We start from the raw sequence: 16,399 nt of genomic DNA on the forward strand, positions 1-16,399 counted from the left end.
CAGTGAATCGACATGCTCTCGTATATCCTGCGGCGCATTCTCTCGACGTTGCCTGTAATGGGGATCGTCGCGCTGTTCGTCTTCAGCCTGCTTTACATCGCGCCGGGCGATCCGGCGGCGGTGATTGCAGGTGACCAGGCAAGCCCCGCCGACGTCGAGCGGATACGTCAAAGCCTCGGACTCGACCGGCCGTTTCTGGTCCAGTTCGGCACCTGGCTATGGGACATCTTGCACGGGAATCTCGGCACCTCGATCTTCACCAATTTGCCGGTCGCCAAGATGATCGCGCAGCGGATCGAGCCGACGTTGTCGCTGATGGCGATCACGCTGGTGCTGACCATCCTTGTCGCGGTGCCGCTCGGCGTGGTGGCGGCATGGAAGGCGGGGAGCTGGATCGACCGCACCATCATGGCATTCGCGGTGTTCGCCTTCTCGCTTCCGGTCTTTGTTGTCGGCTATGTCCTTGCCTATGTGTTCGCGCTGCATTTCGAATGGCTTCCGGTGCAGGGCTATACACCGCTGTCCAATGGCGTCTGGCCATGGTTCCAGAACCTGATCCTGCCGGCGCTTGCCCTTGGCTCGGTCTACATCGCGCTGATCGCGCGCATTACCCGGGCCTCGATGCTCGAGGTGTTGCAGCAGGATTATGTCCGCACCGCCCGCGCCAAAGGCCTTGACCAGCGCAGCATCCTGTTCATTCACGCGCTGAAGAACGCGGCCGTTCCGATCGTGACGGTGATCGGTATCGGTATCGCGCTTTTGATCGGCGGCGCGGTGGTGACCGAAAGCGTGTTCGCCATTCCGGGCCTTGGACGGCTGACGATCGACGCGATCCTGCGCCGCGATTATCCTGTCATCCAGGGCATCGTGTTGCTGTTCAGCTTCCTCTATGTGCTGGTCAATCTGATGGTCGACGTTACTTACACCCTGGTCGACCCGAGGATCCGCTATTGACCGTCATGGAAACCAACACGGTGCGGATACCGCCGGGCCTCGTGGTCGCGCCGCAATTGCCGGATCTGCTGTCGCCGGTCAAAATCCGCCGCGGCGTCCTCGGCTTCCTGCGCAATCATCCGACGGTCGCGATCGGCGGCGCATTGCTCATCTGCCTCGTCCTGGTCGGAATCTTTGCGCCTTATCTCTGGACCGTCGACCCGACCACGATCGCGCCCGCCAAACGCACGCGCGTACCATCGGCGGATTACTGGTTCGGTACCGACGTACTGGGCCGCGACATCTATTCACGCGTGATCTACGGGGCGCGGGTCTCGCTCACGGTCGGTCTTTCGGTGGCGGTACTGGCTTCGCTGGCCGGTCTTGCCATCGGCCTTGTCTCCGGCTTCGTGCGATGGGCCGACGGCATCATCATGCGGTTCATGGACGGGCTGATGTCGATCCCGCCGATCCTGCTTGCGGTTGCGCTGATGGCGTTGACGCGCGCCAGCGTCGGCAATGTGATCCTGGCGATCACGGTGGCCGAAATCCCCCGCGTCTCGCGCCTGGTGCGCAGCGTCGTGCTGTCGTTGCGCGAGCAGCCCTATGTCGACGCCGCGACAGCGTCCGGCACGCGAACGCCGATGATCATCCTGCGCCACATCCTGCCCAACACGCTGGCGCCGATGCTGGTTCAGGCGACCTATATCTGCGCCAGCGCCATGATCGTGGAGTCCATTCTCTCCTTCATCGGTGCCGGTACGCCGCCCACCATTCCGTCCTGGGGCAACATCATGGCCGAGGGCAGGGCGCTGTGGCAGGTCAAACCCTACATCGTATTCTTTCCCGCCGCGTTCCTGTCCGTCACCGTGCTGGCCGTCAACCTGCTCGGCGACGGCCTGCGTGACGCGCTCGATCCGCGAATGGCAAAGAGTCTCTGATCTAATGGCATTGCTCGAAGTCGAAAATCTGCAGACCCATTTCCGGACCCCCGAGGGCATCAACCGCGCCGTCGACGGTGTTTCCTTCGATGTCAATGAAGGCGAGACGCTGGCGATCGTCGGCGAATCCGGTTGCGGCAAGTCGGTCACCTCGATGTCGTTGATGCGCTTGATCCCCGAGCCCCCCGGCAAGATCGCAGGCTCGATCCGCTTCCAGGGCAAGGATCTGCTGCAACTCTCCGAGCGCGAAATGCGCGCCATTCGCGGCAACGACATTTCGATGATCTTCCAGGAGCCGATGACGAGCCTCAATCCGGTGCTGACCGTCGGCCGTCAGATCGGAGAGACGCTGCGCATGCATCAGGGGCTCGACAAGCAGGCCGCGGAAGCCCGCGCCGTCGACATGCTGAACCTGGTCGGCATCCCGGAGTCGGTACGGCGCGTGCGCGAATATCCGCATCAGCTTTCCGGCGGCATGCGCCAGCGCGTGATGATCGCGATGGCGCTGGCCTGCAACCCAAAACTCCTGATCGCCGACGAGCCGACCACGGCGCTCGACGTCACGATCCAGGCGCAGATCCTGCAGTTGATGCTGGACCTCAAGCGCCGGGTCGGTGCGGCGATCATCCTGGTCACCCATGATCTCGGCGTGGTCGCTGAAATCGCCGAGCGCGTCATGGTGATGTATGCCGGCCGCAAGGTCGAGGAGGCGCCGGTGGCCCAACTATTCCGCTCGCCGCGTCATCCCTATACGCAGGGCCTGCTCGGCGCGGTGCCCAAGCTCGGCTCCTCGCTCACAGGGGCCGCGCGGCGTCTCGCCGAAATCCCGGGCCAGGTGCCCAGCCTCAAAGGACGGATCGAGGGCTGTGTGTTCGCGGGGCGGTGCGCGCTGGCGACCGATCTCTGCCGGCAGGTCGCGCCAGGTCTTGAAGAGAAGGGCCCCCGCCATATCGCTGCCTGCCACTATGCCGTCAAGGAGGCGGCTGCGGCATGAACGCGCCACTGCTCCAAGTCCCCTTGCTGCAAGTCCCGTTGCTGCAGGTCAACGATCTCAAGAAACATTTTCCGGTCCGCGGCGGCTTGTTCAGCCGCAAGTCCAAATGGGTCTATGCGGTGGACGGCGTGTCCTTTGAGGTCGCGCGCGGCGAGACGCTGTCGCTGGTCGGCGAGTCCGGTTGCGGCAAGTCGACGGTCGGCCGCGCGATTCTGCGCCTGTTCGACATCACGTCGGGCCAGGTGGTGCTCGACGGCCAGCGCATCGACGACGCGTCACCCGCAGCCCTGCGCAGCATGCGCCGCCGTGTGCAGGTGGTGTTCCAGGATCCGTTCTCCAGCCTCAATCCGCGCATGCGCGTGCGCGATATCCTGGCCGAGCCGATCCGCAATTTTGGTCTTGCCAAATCTTCCGCCGAACTCGAGGCCAAGGTTGCGGCGCTGATGGACACCGTGCGCCTGCCGCGTGACGCGCTGGGCCGCCGGCCCCACGAATTCTCGGGCGGCCAGCGCCAGCGCATCGGTATCGCCCGGGCATTAGCGGCGGAGCCCGAGCTGATCGTCTGCGACGAAGCAGTCTCGGCGCTCGACGTCTCGGTCAAGGCGCAGATCGTCAACCTGCTGCAGGATCTGCAGCGCGAGTTCGGCCTCGCGCTGCTCTTCATCAGCCACGATCTGGCGATCGTCGAGCATATGACGCACCGTGTCGCCGTGATGTATCTCGGCAAGATCGTCGAGACGGCGCCCAGGCAGCAGATCTTCACCGCGCCCCGGCATCCCTATACCAGGGCGTTGCTGTCGGCGGTGCCGGTGCCGGAGCCTGGCGCGATCCGCAACCCGATCATCCTGAAAGGCGACGTCCCGAGCCCGATCAATCCGCCGAGCGGTTGCCGATTCCACACGAGGTGTCCATACGTGTTCGATCGCTGCCGGACCGAGGAGCCGAAACTGCGCTCGGTTGGCGACGACCAGTGGGCCGCGTGTCATCTCGACGCGCTGCCGGTCTGATCGCTTCGAAGGGCTTCATGAATCATCTGGCAAATCTGAAGCGATTGGGGTTTTTCACGCGACTGCTCGACGACGTGGGTCCGGCGGAACGATATCGCCTCGCGGCAGCGCAGATCGTCCACGCGGAAACAGCGGGTCTTGATTCCGCATGGATCGCGCAGCACCATTTTCATGAGAGCGAGGGCGGGCTTCCGGCGCCCTTTGCTTTTCTCGGCTTCGTCGCGGCACAGACATCCCGCATTCGCCTCGGCACCGGCATCGTTACCCTGCCGCTGGAAAACCCCGTCAGGGTGGCGGAGGACGCTGCGGTCCTCGACCTGTTGTCGAACGGCCGTTTTGAACTTGGTGTCGGTACCGGCGGAAACCCGTCGGCCTTTGCCGCCTTTGGGCTGGACAGTGCGCAGCGCGCGGAGATTTTCGGCGACAACCTCGACATCGTCCGCAACGCACTGGCCGGCGCGCCGCTGGCTGGTGGCGATACGCTTTATCCTGCGAGGCCGCAATTGTGCGACCGGATCTGGCAGGCGACCTTTTCCGTCAGCGGCGGGGCGAGGGCCGGTAAAGCGGGCGACGGCTTGCTGTTGTCGCGAACGCAGCCGCGGCCAAGGGAAACGCCGCACGCGTCGCTTGCCGAGATTCAGCATCCCATCATCGACGCCTATCTCGCCGCACTGCCGCCGGGGCGCGAGCCCCGGATCATGGCGTCGCGCAGCGTCTTCGCCGCCGATGATCGGCAGGAGGCGCTGCAGCTGGCCGACATCGGACTGCGGCGTGCGCGCGCGAGCTTCATTGCAGGCGGTCATGCCCCGCCGGGAGAGGCGTTGAGCGACATGATCACCGCATTCGATACCCATGTCGGGACGCCTGACGACGTCATCGCTTCGCTGCGCGCCGACAGCATTCTGGAGCGGGTGACCGATCTGGTGTTTCAGGCGCATTCGGTCGACCCGCCGCACCCATTCATTCTGCGATCCATCGAGCTGGTCGCCGAAAGAGTTGCGCCGGCACTGGGGTGGACGAAAGGGACCATACCGGGCCCGGACACAGAATCGCGAAAACAACCCCATGCAAAGAAAGATCGTCCGGGGTTTGAGGTGTTATAATACCATTTACGGTGCGGAAATCAGCAAGGCAGCGAACGTCCGTCAGGCGTCAACCGCCACCTTCAATGCCTCGGCACGGATCTCCTCCACCAGCCGTTCCTTCAGCTGGACGAATTCGGGCGCGGTCTTGATCTTGTAGGATCGCGGGTGGGGCAGGTCGACCGCGATCTCGGCCTTGATGCGGCCAGGGCGGGCGCTCATGACGATGACGCGGCTGCCGAGGAAAATGGCCTCCTCGATATCATGGGTGACGAACAACACGGTTTTCTGGTCGCGTTCCCAGATGCCGAGCAGCATTTCCTGCATCAGCACGCGGGTCTGATTGTCGAGTGCGCCGAACGGTTCGTCGAGCAGCAGGATCTTGGGATCGTTGGCAAGCGCACGCGCGATCGCCGTGCGCTGCTGCATGCCGCCGGAGAGTTGCTTCGGCCAGTGATTTTCAAAGCCGGACAAGCCAACCCGTTGAATAAATCCATCGGCGATCTTGCCGCGTTCGGCCTCGGAAATTCCGCGCTCGCGTAGCCCGAACGCGATGTTTTCGCGCACGGTCAGCCAGGGGAATAGCGTGTAGGATTGAAACACCATGCCGCGATCCGCGCCGGGGCCCGTTACCTCCTGCCCGTCGAGAACGACGCGGCCGCTGGTCGGCCGGTCGAGCCCGGCGATGATGCGCAGCAGCGTGGATTTTCCGCAGCCCGAGGGCCCAAGGATGGTGACGAAGTCGTTGTTGCCGACGTCGAGATTGGTGGGCTCCAGCGCCCGTGTCGGCGCATTGCCCTGGCGCGCAGGGAAGGTGCGCGAGACCTGATCGATCTTGAGCGTGGTCACGCCAATCTCCACGGAAACAGCCAGGCGTTGAAGGCCTTGAACAGGAAGTCCGAGACGAGGCCGATTAGCCCGATGACGATAATGCCGAAGATGATCTGCCCGGTGTTGAGCAGCGCCTGGCTGTCGGTGATCATGTGGCCGATGCCCGAGGATGAGCCGATGAGTTCGGCGACGATGACGTAGGTCCACGCCCACCCCAGTACGAGCCGGAGAATTTCCGCGATCTCGGGAGCGGACGACGGCAGCAGGACGCGGCGGATGATACCGCTGTCGCCGGCGCCAAGCGTGTAGGCGGCTTCAACGAGATCGCGCCTCGTGTTGCCGACGTTTACGGCGATCATCAGGATGATCTGGAAAACCGAGCCGATGAAAATCACCAGCAGCTTCTGCAACTCGCCGATGCCGGCCCACAGGATCAACAGCGGAATGAAGGCCGAGGCGGGCAGGTAGCGGGCGAACGAGACGAACGGCTCAAGAAAAGCCTCGATCGGTTTGTAAGCGCCCATCAGAACGCCGAGCGGCACCGCGATGATGGCCGCCAGCACAAAGCCGCCGATCACCCGCCATATCGTCATGCCGATGTCGTACAGGAAGCCATGCTTGATCAGCAGTTCCCAGCCTTCCTGCAGCATGGTCAGCGGGTTAGCGAGAAACGTTTTCGACACGTAGCCGCCAAACGTGGCCCATGCCCACAGGGCAACGAACAGGACGAAGAAAGCGAAGCCATAGGCCACGCGCTGCTTCGACGTCACGGGATCTAGGGGTCTTATCAAAGGCTAATCCTCAAGGCGGAGCGCAGTGCGCGAAATGTCCCGCTTCCAAACCACGAAGCGGGACCGTCGCGGCGTCGTCTGGTCTACTTGATGAAGCTCGCGTCAAAGAGGTCTTCGGTCTTCGGGATCGATTTGATGATACCGATTTCGAGCAGCAGCTCGCCGGCTTCCTTGGTGAAGGCCTGGAACTCGCCCGCGAAGAATTTCTGGTTAGCGGCCTTGTCCTGCCAACGCAGGTATTTTGCCGAATTGCCGAACTGCTCGCCGGACTGCTTCACGTCCGATCCCATGATCTCGTAAGACTTGGCCTGGTCCTTTTCGATCAGGGCCACGGCCTCGAAATAGCTGTCAGCCAGCGCTTGCGCGGCCTTCGGATTGTCGGTCAGGAATTTCGGCGTGCAGCCGAACGTGTCCATGATCATCGGGTAGTCGAGCGTGGTGGCGATGATCTTGCCCTTGTCCGGCGCGGCACGCACCGTCGAGAGGTAAGGCTCATACGTCATGGCGGCATCGTTCTGGCCGGCCACGAAGGCTTGCGCGGCCGCGGCGGGTTCCAGGTTCACCACCGTCACGTCCTTGACCGTGAGACCATTCTTCTTGAGCATCCAGGCCAGGGTGAAATAGGGGGCGGTGCCGGGTGCGGACGCGGCGACCGTCTTGCCCTTCAGATCCTTGATCGCGGCGACGTCGTTTCGCGTGGCCATGCCGTCGGCGCCGTAGCTCTTGTCGAGCTGGAAGATCTGCTTGGTCGCGACGCCATTGGCATTCCAGGAAATCCAGGTTTCCACCGTGGTTGCCGCGCATTGGATGTCACCTGACGCAATGGCCAGGTGGCGATCTTTTTGCGGGATCTTCTTGATCGTCACGTCGAGGCCGTTCTTCTTGAAGATGCCGGCCTGGTTTGCGAGCGTGAGCGGTGCAAAGCCGGTCCATCCCGAGATGCCGATGCCGACTTTTACGTCCTGTGCGATGGCTGGTGCGGACACCAGGAGAGCTGCGGTTGCGGCAAATACTCTAAAACTAAGCATGGCTGTATCCCTTTTTCTGGTTCACCGATTGCGTCTTGCTCGTCTGTGCAGCGTTGCTGCTTTTTATTGCTGCTGCATAAATTGTGCCGGATCTTGTGCGCATTGATTTCCCTCTCAGCCGCCCTTGAAGCGGGCAACCAGTTTGTGGGACTCGCCCGGATAAACCAGGCGCACTGCCGTCAGTGTCCGTGCACTGCGCCAGGTGTGGCGGTCGATCACGAGGCAGGGCGCACCGATCGCAATGTCCAGTGCGGCTGCGGCCTTGTCGTCGGCCACGATAGCGCTGATCGAATGCTCTGCTTCCGTCCATGGGACATGGTGAAGCAACCACGTGCCGGGCGGTTCGACCGCAAAATCGGCCGTGGCGGCTTCGGGCACCGCGTCGAGATCGATAAGCCTGTCCTCGATCGCGAACGGCACGCCATCGGCGCTGTGGCGACAGGCAATCGCAATCACTTTCCCGGTTTTCCGCACACCAAGACGCGCGCGGTCGGCGGCATTTGCAGCGCGGCGCGAGCACTGGATCAACTGATAGCCATAGCTGCGGCCGAGCGCGGTGATCTCCGCGCGGATGTCGGGAATCGTCAGGACTGCTGACAGGAATTTGGGACGGCGTACAAAGGTGCCGGCCCGCCGCCGCCGCTCGATGAGATCGGCTTGCGCCAGTTCCGACAGCGCCTTGCTCACGGTCATTCGCGCGCAGCCATAGCGAGCCATGAGTTCGTGTTCGAACGGGATGCGGTGACCCGGCGGCCATTCGCCGGTCAGGATGCGGCGTTCGATGTCGAGGCGTATCTGCTTGTACAGCGTCGGCTTGTCGGCTGCCTGGTTTTTATCGCGATCGATCGAGAGGCTCATGCGACGAGCCTTCGCACGGACGCGTTGAAGGCCTCGCGCGCCTTCTGGCGAAGCCGGTGATGCCCGCCTTCAACGACCTTGCTGCCATCAGCCCAGACACAGTCGATGGCATCAGCATTGGCCGCAAAAATCCAGCCGTCGAGGACCGCATCCCGATGGCGTCCGGCGAGCGAGGGATGCGCGGTGTCGAGCGTGACGATATCGGCGCGCGCGCCTGCCTGAATTCCTGTGGTCGGCTGTGCGAGCGCCTGGGCGCCGCCGGCCAGCGCGGCGTCGAACAACGCGCGTCCGGTCGAGATGCCCGGACCGCCGGACAACACATTGCGCTCGCGGTGCTTGAGCCGCTGGCCGTATTCGAGCTGGCGCAACTCCTCGGCAACGCCGACGAGGACGTTGGAATCGGTGCCGACGCCGAAACGGCCGCCGGCGTCGAGGAATTCGCGCGCCGGAAAAGTACCGTCGCCGAGGCTTGCTTCGGTAACCGGGCAGAGGCCCGCAACAGCGCCGCTCTTGGCAAGCGCAGCGATCTCGGTCGCGGTGGTGTGCGTTGCATGGATCAGGCACCAGCGCTGATCGATCGGCGCATGTTCGAGCAGCCACTCGACCGGCCGCCGGCCCGACCACGCGATGCATTCCTCGACTTCTTTGGTTTGTTCGGCGGCGTGGATATGGACCGGCCCGCCTTCGGCCAGCGGCACGATGGCCGCCAGTTCGTCCGGCGTCACGGCGCGCAGGCTGTGCGGAGCGATACCGACATTGACTCCGGGCAACGCACGGACAGCCAGTTTTGTAGCGGAAATCAGTTTGGCGAACTGGTCGACTGAACAGATGAAGCGGCGCTGGCCGGCATGGGGCGCGGCACCACCAAAGGAGCCGTGCGCGTAGAAACTCGGCAGCAGGGTGAGTCCGATGCCGGTGGCCTCGGCGGCTTGCGCAATTCGCGTCGCCATTTCGGCCGGGTTGGCATAGGGCGTGCCGTCGTGGTTGTGATGGAGATAGTGGAATTCCCCGACGCGCGTGAAACCTTGCTCCAGCATCTCGACATAGAGCAATGTCGCGACGGCTTCGGTGTCTTCGGGTGTCATGTTCAGCGCAAAGCGATACATCGTCTCGCGCCAGGTCCAGAAGGTATCGGCGGTATTACCGCGCGTTTCGGCAAGGCCCGCCATGCCACGCTGGAACGCATGGCTATGCAGGCTGGCTATTCCCGGGATGGCCAGATGGTGTCGTTCATCTTCGGCTTCCGGCGCCGCGCCGACGGTAATCTTGGTGATGATCCCATCGGCCACAACCACTTGCACGTCATCGGCCCACCCGGATGGGAGCAGCGCTGACGCGAAATGCAGAGTGGACATGTTTTCCAAACCGGCTGGACAGAACACCGGCACGATAATATGTATAGACATATCGTCCCGTCAAGCTTCTGCCGTTGAGGGAATGCTGCATGGCCGAGCGCTTTGATCGAATATGGAAGAATGCCCGGCTCGCCACCATCAGGGAGGATCTGCCCGACGTCGGCGTGATCGAGCAGGGCGTGATCGCCGCGCGGGACGGCCGCATCGTCTTTGCCGGCAGCCGTTCCGATTTTCCATCTGACGCCGATGCGGCTGAGCGGATCGATTGCGCAGGGCGGTGGATCACGCCGGGACTGATCGATTGCCATACCCATCTGGTGTTCGGCGGAAACCGCGCGCACGAGTTCGAGCTGCGGCTGCAGGGCGCAAGCTACGAAGAGATCGCGCGGGCGGGCGGCGGCATCGTCTCGACGGTCGCGGCGACGCGGGCGTCGAGTGAGGCTGAACTCGTTGCCGGTGCGCTGCCGCGGTTAGATGCGCTGATTGGCGAGGGCGTGACGACGGTCGAGATCAAATCCGGTTACGGGCTCAACACCGAAACCGAGATGCGGCAACTCTCGGCCGCGCGTGAGCTGGGCCGCAAGCGGCCGGTCAGCATCCGAACCAGTTTTCTTGGCGCGCACGCGTTGCCGCCGGAAGCCGATGGCGACAAGGATCGCTACATCGAGCTTGTTTGCCGCGAGATGCTGCCGGCGGTGGCGCAAGCCGGGCTTGCGGACGCCGTCGACGCCTTCATGGAAGGCATCGCTTTTTCGGGCGAACAAACGGCGCAGGTGTTCCGCGCGGCCAAGGCGCTGGGACTGCCGGTCAAACTGCATGCCGATCAATTGTCGAACCTCGGCGGCGCGGCCCTTGCCGCGGAATTCTCCGCTCTGTCCGCCGATCATCTGGAGCACACGGATGAAGCCGGCGCCGCTGATATGGCTCGGGCTGGCACGGTGGCCGTCCTGCTGCCGGGCGCGTTCTATTTCATTCGCGAAATCACAAAACCGCCGGTCGAACTGTTCCGTGCCCACGGCGTCAACTTGGCGCTGGCGACTGACTGCAATCCCGGCAGTTCGCCGCTGACGTCGCTTCTGCTGGCCATGAACATGGGTGCGACGCTGTTCCGGATGAATGTTGCCGAATGTCTCGCCGGTGTGACGCGGGAAGGGGCACGCGCACTCGGCATTCTCAATGAGACCGGCACGCTCATAACAGGTAAATGGTGCGATCTCGCGATCTGGGATATCGAGCGGCCCGCCGAACTCGTCTACCGGATGGGCTTCAACCCGTTGCATTCGAGGGTGTGGAGAGGGCAATGAGCGACCGCAACGCATCCATTGTCGTTTCGCCCGGACGGGTCAGCCTCGACGATCTGGCGCAGGTGCTTGCTGGCGCGGCCGTCGTGCTCGAGCCGTCGTTCTGGCCGCGCGTCGAAGCGGCATCGGCCATCGTTGCGAAGGCCGCGGGCGCTGACGTTCCGGCGTACGGCATCAATACCGGGTTCGGAAAACTGGCGTCGAAGCGAATTCCACCGGACCAGACGACGCTGCTGCAACGAAACCTGATCGTGTCGCATTGCTGTGGCGTAGGGCCGCCGACGCCGGAGCCGATCGTGCGCCTCATGATGGCGCTGAAGATCGTCTCCCTGGGGCGGGGCGCGTCAGGCGTTCGCCGCGACATCATCGAGCAACTGCAGGCCATGCTGGCGCGGGGCGTTTATCCGCTGGTGCCGCAGCAGGGGTCAGTGGGCGCATCGGGCGATCTGGCGCCGTTGGCGCATATGACCGCCGTCATGATCGGTGAGGGGCAGGCGCTCATGGATGGCAAGGTCGTGCCGGGCCTTGATGCGTTGGCCGCCGCCGGTCTCGCGCCGGTGACACTCGGGCCGAAAGAAGGTCTCGCTTTGATCAACGGCACGCAGTTTTCGACCGCCTACGCCATTTCCGGACTGCTGCGTGCCTATAACCTGCTCTGCGCGACGCTGGTGACCGGCGCGTTGTCGGTCGATGCGGCGATGGCTTCGACGGCGCCGTTTCGCGCCGAGATCCAGCAGTTGCGAGGGCATGCCGGGCAAATCGCCACCGGGGCAGCGCTGACAGCGTTGCTGGAGGGCAGCGATATCAGGAACTCGCATCTCGAGGGCGACGAGCGCGTGCAGGATCCGTATTGCCTGCGTTGCCAGCCGCAAGTGGCCGGCGCCGTACTTGACCTGCTGACGCAAGCCGCCCGCACATTGACGATCGAGGCCAATGCCGTCACCGACAATCCGCTGGTGCTGGTAGAGAGCGGAGAGATCGTCTCGGGTGGAAATTTTCACGCCGAGCCGGTCGCGTTCGCCGCTGACCAGATTGCGCTGGCCTTGTCGGAGATCGGCGCGATCAGTGAACGGCGCATCGCTACGCTGGTTGATCCTGCGCTGAACTTTGGTCTGCCGCCATTCCTTACCCCGGATCCCGGCATCAATTCCGGCTTCATGATTGCCGAAGTTACGGCGGCCGCACTTTATGCCGAGAACAAGCAACGTGCCGCGGCCTGCTCGATCGATTCGACACCGACCAGCGCCAACCAGGAAGATCATGTGTCGATGGCCGCGCACGCCGCGCGCCGGTTGTCCGACATGGCGGATAATCTTGCGACCATTCTCGGCATCGAGTTGCTGGTGGCGGCGCAGGGCATCGGGCTGCGCGCACCGCATACGACCAGCCCCGCACTTGCCGCGGTGATTGCTACGCTGCGCGAGCAAGTACCGGCGCTCGGTGGCGACCGCTACATGGCCGACGACATTGCGAAAGCAACGGCGCTGGTCGCAGCCGGTGCATTGCCACCAGCCGCGATTTCGGTACTCAACAACAACCCGTTTCCAATGCTTGCCTAACAAGACTTGCCGAGAAAGGTCATCTGTCATGAATCGCCGACTGGACAACGACCGCATCATTCGATCGCCTCAGGGGTCCGAGATCAGCGCCAAGAGCTGGCTGACGGAAGCGCCGCTGCGGATGCTGATGAACAATCTCGATCCTGACGTGGCCGAACGGCCGAGCGAACTCGTCGTCTATGGCGGCATTGGCCGCGCAGCCCGCGACTGGGACAGCTTTGATCGGATCGTTGCGTCACTGCGCAAGCTGGAAGGCGACCAGACGCTGGTCGTTCAATCGGGCAAGCCGGTTGGCATTTTCCGCACCCATGCCGATGCGCCGCGCGTGCTGATCGCGAATTCGAATATCGTGCCGCACTGGGCGACGCTCGATCATTTCAATGAACTCGACAAGCAGGGCTTGATGATGTTCGGCCAGATGACCGCCGGGTCGTGGATCTACATCGGCAGCCAGGGCATCGTGCAGGGGACCTATGAAACATTTGTCGAGGTGGGCCGACGGCATTACGGCGGCAGCCTTGCGGGCAAGTGGATCCTGACGGCAGGTCTTGGCGGCATGGGCGGCGCGCAACCGCTTGCCGCGACGATGGCCGGTGCGTCGATGCTCGCCGTCGAATGCCAGCCGAGCCGCATCGAGATGCGGCTGCGCACGGGTTACCTCGACCGTCAGGCCAGCACGCTCGACGAGGCGCTCGCGCTCATGGCGGAGGCGGCGCAGAGCGGGAAACCGGTTTCGGTCGGCCTGCTCGGTAACGCCGCCGATATTTTTCCCGAGCTGGTGCGCCGCGGCGTCAGGCCGGACATTGTCACCGACCAGACCAGCGCGCACGATCCGATCAACGGCTATCTGCCGAAGGGATGGACGCTTGCGGAGTGGGCGTCGAGGCGCGAGGCCGACCCGAAAGCGGTGGAGGCGGCGGCCAAGACCTCCATGGTCGGCCACGTCCAGGCCATGCTGGATTTCCACGCCCAAGGCATTCCCACGCTCGACTACGGCAACAACATCCGCCAGATGGCCAAGGACATGGGGCTGAAGAACGCGTTCGATTTCCCCGGTTTCGTTCCGGCCTATATCCGTCCGCTGTTCTGCCGAGGCGTCGGACCGTTCCGGTGGGCGGCGCTATCGGGGGATCCCGAAGACATTTTCCGCACCGATGCCAAGGTCAAGGAGCTGATGCCTGACGACAAGCATCTGCACAACTGGCTCGATATGGCCAAAGCGCGGATCAAGTTCCAGGGGCTGCCGGCGCGGATCTGCTGGGTCGGCCTTGGCGATCGCCACCGGTTGGGTTTGGCGTTCAACGAAATGGTGGCAAGCGGCGAACTGAAGGCGCCCATCGTGATCGGTCGCGATCATCTCGACAGCGGCTCGGTGGCGAGCCCGAACCGCGAGACGGAAGCGATGCGCGACGGCTCGGATGCGGTGTCCGACTGGCCGCTGCTCAATGCGCTGCTCAATTGTGCGAGCGGGGCCACGTGGGTCTCGCTGCATCACGGCGGCGGCGTCGGTATCGGCTATTCGCAGCACGCCGGCATGGTGATCGTCGCTGACGGTACGCCGGAAGCTGCGCGCCGCCTCGAGCGGGTGCTTTGGAATGACCCGGCGACGGGGGTCATGCGCCATGCCGACGCTGGCTATGAGAGCGCGATCGAGTGTGCAACGACCAACGGTCTCGATCTGCCTAGTCTGACGTCGTAGCTCGGAGTCCTCACTGAGGCACGATGCCCGCTTTCGGTAGCGAGCGCGCGAGGCCGGCCCGAAGTCGTATCCCCGATCGTGCGTCCGGCAACGACGTCGGTGGGTACGGGCCCGAGAATCAATACCGGCGCGCCGTTTGAACGTTCAATTTTCTCGCCGACCGGGCAGAACCGAGGGCGATGAAGGGCGACCGAAACAAGAAAGTCATACTAATATGACAATATGCTATACAAGGCCTGCGGGGTGTGGCATGGGAGGTCGCGCCAGCCTTGATCTTGCCCGAAGAGGCGGGACGGTCCGCAATATCTAGGGAGCGAAACCAGCCATGACTCTCAAAGACCTGTCATGAGGTCCGACCGGGTTGTGATTGCGCCAGGCCGCGGTCATTTCAGCCAGGTGGAAGTGACCCGGACGATCGGGATCGACATCATTGTCGGCCGCTATCCGGAAGGCGCCAGTCTGCCGCGCGATGCGGAGCTGACTGCCATGTTCGACGTCTCGCGCACCGTATTGCGTGAAAGCGTCAAGACGTTGTCCGCCAAGGGATTGCTCAACGCCAAGGCGGGCGTCGGCACGCGGGTCAGGGAACGTTCGGCCTGGAACATGTTCGATCCCGACGTGCTCGGCTGGCACCTCGAAGCCGGGATCGACAAGCGGTTTCTTCGTGATCTTGCCGACATCCGCCTTGCCGTCGAGCCGCATGCCGCGGCCCTTGCCGCCGAGCGACGGGCGGATGATGCGATCGCTCACCTGCGCGACAGCATCGCCAAAATGCGCAGCTTTGCTTCGGACAGCATTGAATTCGCCGATGCTGATCTTCGGCTGCACCTCGACATCGCGACCAGTTCGGCAAACCCGTTCATGCGATCGATCGGGGCCGTGATCGAGGCGGCATTGCGCGCGTCGTTTCGGCTGAGCGCGCCGACCGAGGAGCGGGAGCGCGAACTCACCATCGCTGCCCACGAACGAATTGTCGACGCAATCGCCGAGCGAAATGCCGAGGCGGCTTCCGCGGCGATGAGGGAAGTCATCTTCAACGGTCTGCGTCGTCACGGCGCGGCTGGCTAAGGAAAGTGGAGAATGGTTATGGCAGGTTCCACCGTCGAGCGACCTTATAAAGGTGTGTTTCCGGTCGTCCCCACGGTGTTCGACGGCGACGGCCGGCTCGATCTCGACGGCCAGAAACGTGCCGTCGATTGCATGATCGACGCCGGCTCGCAGGGGCTGTGCATCCTCGCCAACTTCTCCGAGCAGTTCGTGCTGACCGATACCGAGCGCGACACGGTACTCGACGCCGTATTGAAGCATGTTGCGGGACGCGTTCCCGTCATCGTCACGACCACGCATTTTGCTTCACACATCTGCGCCGAACGTTCGCGGCGGGCCGAGCAGGCGGGCGCCGCCATGGTGATGGTGATGCCGCCCTATCATGGCGCGACCATCCGGGTCGGGGAAAACGCCATCTATGAGTTTTTCCGCACCGTTTCGGATGCGATCTCGATTCCGATCATGATCCAGGATGCGCCGGTCGCCGGCACGCCGCTGTCGGCGGCCTTTCTCGCCCGCATGGCGCGCGAGCTTGAGAACATCGCCTATTTCAAGATCGAGACGCCCCAGGCCGCCGCCAAACTGCGCGATTTGATCGCGCTCGGCGGCGCGGCGATCGAAGGTCCGTGGGACGGCGAGGAGGCGATCACGCTGATGGCCGACCTCGACGCCGGTGCGACCGGCGCCATGACCGGCGGAGGTTATCCCGACGGCATTCGCCAGATCACCGATCCGTATTTCGCCGGCCGCCGCGCCGAAGCGGTTGCGGCCTATGAACGCTGGCTGCCGCTGATCAACTATGAAAACCGCCAGTGCGGCCTGATCGCCTGCAAGGCGCTGATGAAGGAAGGCGGCGTCATCAGGCACGAAACCGTCCGGCTTCCGCTCCAGCCGCTGCATCCGGCCGTTCGGGCTGGGCTGATCGAAATCGCGCGCCCGCTGAATCCGCTCGTGCTGCGCTGGGGCAAGTGAG

General features: G+C 63.6%; 15 protein-coding genes. 10 read left to right on the forward strand and 5 right to left on the reverse strand.

What is annotated here, in order from left to right; translation table 11 throughout:
- Positions 1–12: 12 nt before the first annotated feature.
- From ABIE49_RS35430 to ABIE49_RS35450, 5 genes are read left to right on the forward strand one after another with little or no spacing between them, the layout of a single operon-like run.
- Positions 13–954 (forward strand): ABC transporter permease, encoded by a 942-nt coding sequence (locus tag ABIE49_RS35430; protein WP_192734463.1) that lies wholly within the window; start codon positions 13–15, stop codon positions 952–954.
- A gap of 5 nt (positions 955–959) precedes the next feature.
- On the forward strand, positions 960–1,874 hold the full coding sequence (locus ABIE49_RS35435) for an ABC transporter permease (protein WP_192734743.1): 915 nt from the start codon (positions 960–962) through the stop codon (positions 1,872–1,874).
- Between the two features lie 4 nt (positions 1,875–1,878).
- Positions 1,879–2,868, forward strand: coding sequence for an ABC transporter ATP-binding protein (locus ABIE49_RS35440; RefSeq protein ID WP_192734464.1), 990 nt, complete (start codon positions 1,879–1,881; stop codon positions 2,866–2,868).
- Between the two features lie 26 nt (positions 2,869–2,894).
- Positions 2,895–3,875, forward strand: a complete 981-nt coding sequence (locus tag ABIE49_RS35445) for an ABC transporter ATP-binding protein (RefSeq protein ID WP_192734744.1) — start codon at positions 2,895–2,897, stop codon at positions 3,873–3,875.
- A 17-nt stretch (positions 3,876–3,892) separates the two neighbouring features.
- A complete protein-coding gene (locus ABIE49_RS35450; RefSeq protein ID WP_192734465.1) occupies positions 3,893–4,978 on the forward strand; it encodes a putative FMN-dependent luciferase-like monooxygenase in 1,086 nt (361 codons plus the stop codon).
- A 42-nt stretch (positions 4,979–5,020) separates the two neighbouring features.
- Here ABIE49_RS35450 and ABIE49_RS35455 read toward each other — a convergent pair whose 3' ends face one another.
- From ABIE49_RS35455 to ABIE49_RS35475, 5 genes are all read right to left on the reverse strand, one after another.
- Entirely contained in the window at positions 5,021–5,806 is a 786-nt protein-coding gene (locus ABIE49_RS35455; protein WP_192734466.1) for an ABC transporter ATP-binding protein, read from the reverse strand.
- Positions 5,803–6,576, reverse strand: a complete 774-nt coding sequence (locus ABIE49_RS35460; protein ID WP_192734745.1) for an ABC transporter permease — start codon at positions 6,574–6,576, stop codon at positions 5,803–5,805. The genes ABIE49_RS35455 and ABIE49_RS35460 overlap by 4 nt, the downstream gene beginning before the upstream one ends.
- 86 nt (positions 6,577–6,662) lie before the next feature.
- Positions 6,663–7,607 carry an ABC transporter substrate-binding protein gene (locus ABIE49_RS35465; RefSeq protein ID WP_192734467.1) on the reverse strand — a complete coding sequence of 315 codons (945 nt, stop codon included), beginning with the start codon at positions 7,605–7,607 and terminating at the stop codon, positions 6,663–6,665.
- 114 nt (positions 7,608–7,721) lie between these two features.
- Positions 7,722–8,465: a histidine utilization transcriptional repressor HutC gene (gene hutC / locus ABIE49_RS35470; protein WP_192734468.1), complete on the reverse strand. Its 744-nt coding sequence runs from the start codon at positions 8,463–8,465 to the stop codon at positions 7,722–7,724.
- Positions 8,462–9,820, reverse strand: a complete 1,359-nt coding sequence (locus ABIE49_RS35475; RefSeq protein ID WP_192734469.1) for a formimidoylglutamate deiminase — start codon at positions 9,818–9,820, stop codon at positions 8,462–8,464. Before ABIE49_RS35475 ends, hutC begins: the two co-directional genes overlap by 4 nt.
- A gap of 89 nt (positions 9,821–9,909) precedes the next feature.
- Here ABIE49_RS35475 and hutI point away from each other — a divergent pair, with 89 nt between their 5' ends.
- From hutI to ABIE49_RS35500, 5 genes are all read left to right on the forward strand, one after another.
- On the forward strand, positions 9,910–11,124 hold the full coding sequence (gene hutI, locus ABIE49_RS35480; protein WP_192734470.1) for an imidazolonepropionase: 1,215 nt from the start codon (positions 9,910–9,912) through the stop codon (positions 11,122–11,124).
- Positions 11,121–12,680 (forward strand): histidine ammonia-lyase, encoded by a 1,560-nt coding sequence (gene hutH / locus ABIE49_RS35485; protein ID WP_192734471.1) that lies wholly within the window; start codon positions 11,121–11,123, stop codon positions 12,678–12,680. Before hutI ends, hutH begins: the two co-directional genes overlap by 4 nt.
- A 28-nt stretch (positions 12,681–12,708) precedes the next feature.
- A complete protein-coding gene (hutU, locus tag ABIE49_RS35490; protein ID WP_192734472.1) occupies positions 12,709–14,379 on the forward strand; it encodes a urocanate hydratase in 1,671 nt (556 codons plus the stop codon).
- Between the two features lie 345 nt (positions 14,380–14,724).
- Entirely contained in the window at positions 14,725–15,447 is a 723-nt protein-coding gene (locus ABIE49_RS35495; protein WP_192734473.1) for a FadR/GntR family transcriptional regulator, read from the forward strand.
- 18 nt (positions 15,448–15,465) lie between these two features.
- On the forward strand, positions 15,466–16,398 hold the full coding sequence (locus ABIE49_RS35500) for a dihydrodipicolinate synthase family protein (protein ID WP_192734474.1): 933 nt from the start codon (positions 15,466–15,468) through the stop codon (positions 16,396–16,398).
- Position 16,399: the final 1 nt, after the last annotated feature.

Origin of the sequence: Bradyrhizobium sp. OAE829 (assembly GCF_040546575.1) — a bacterium.
GTDB lineage: Bacteria > Pseudomonadota > Alphaproteobacteria > Rhizobiales > Xanthobacteraceae > Bradyrhizobium.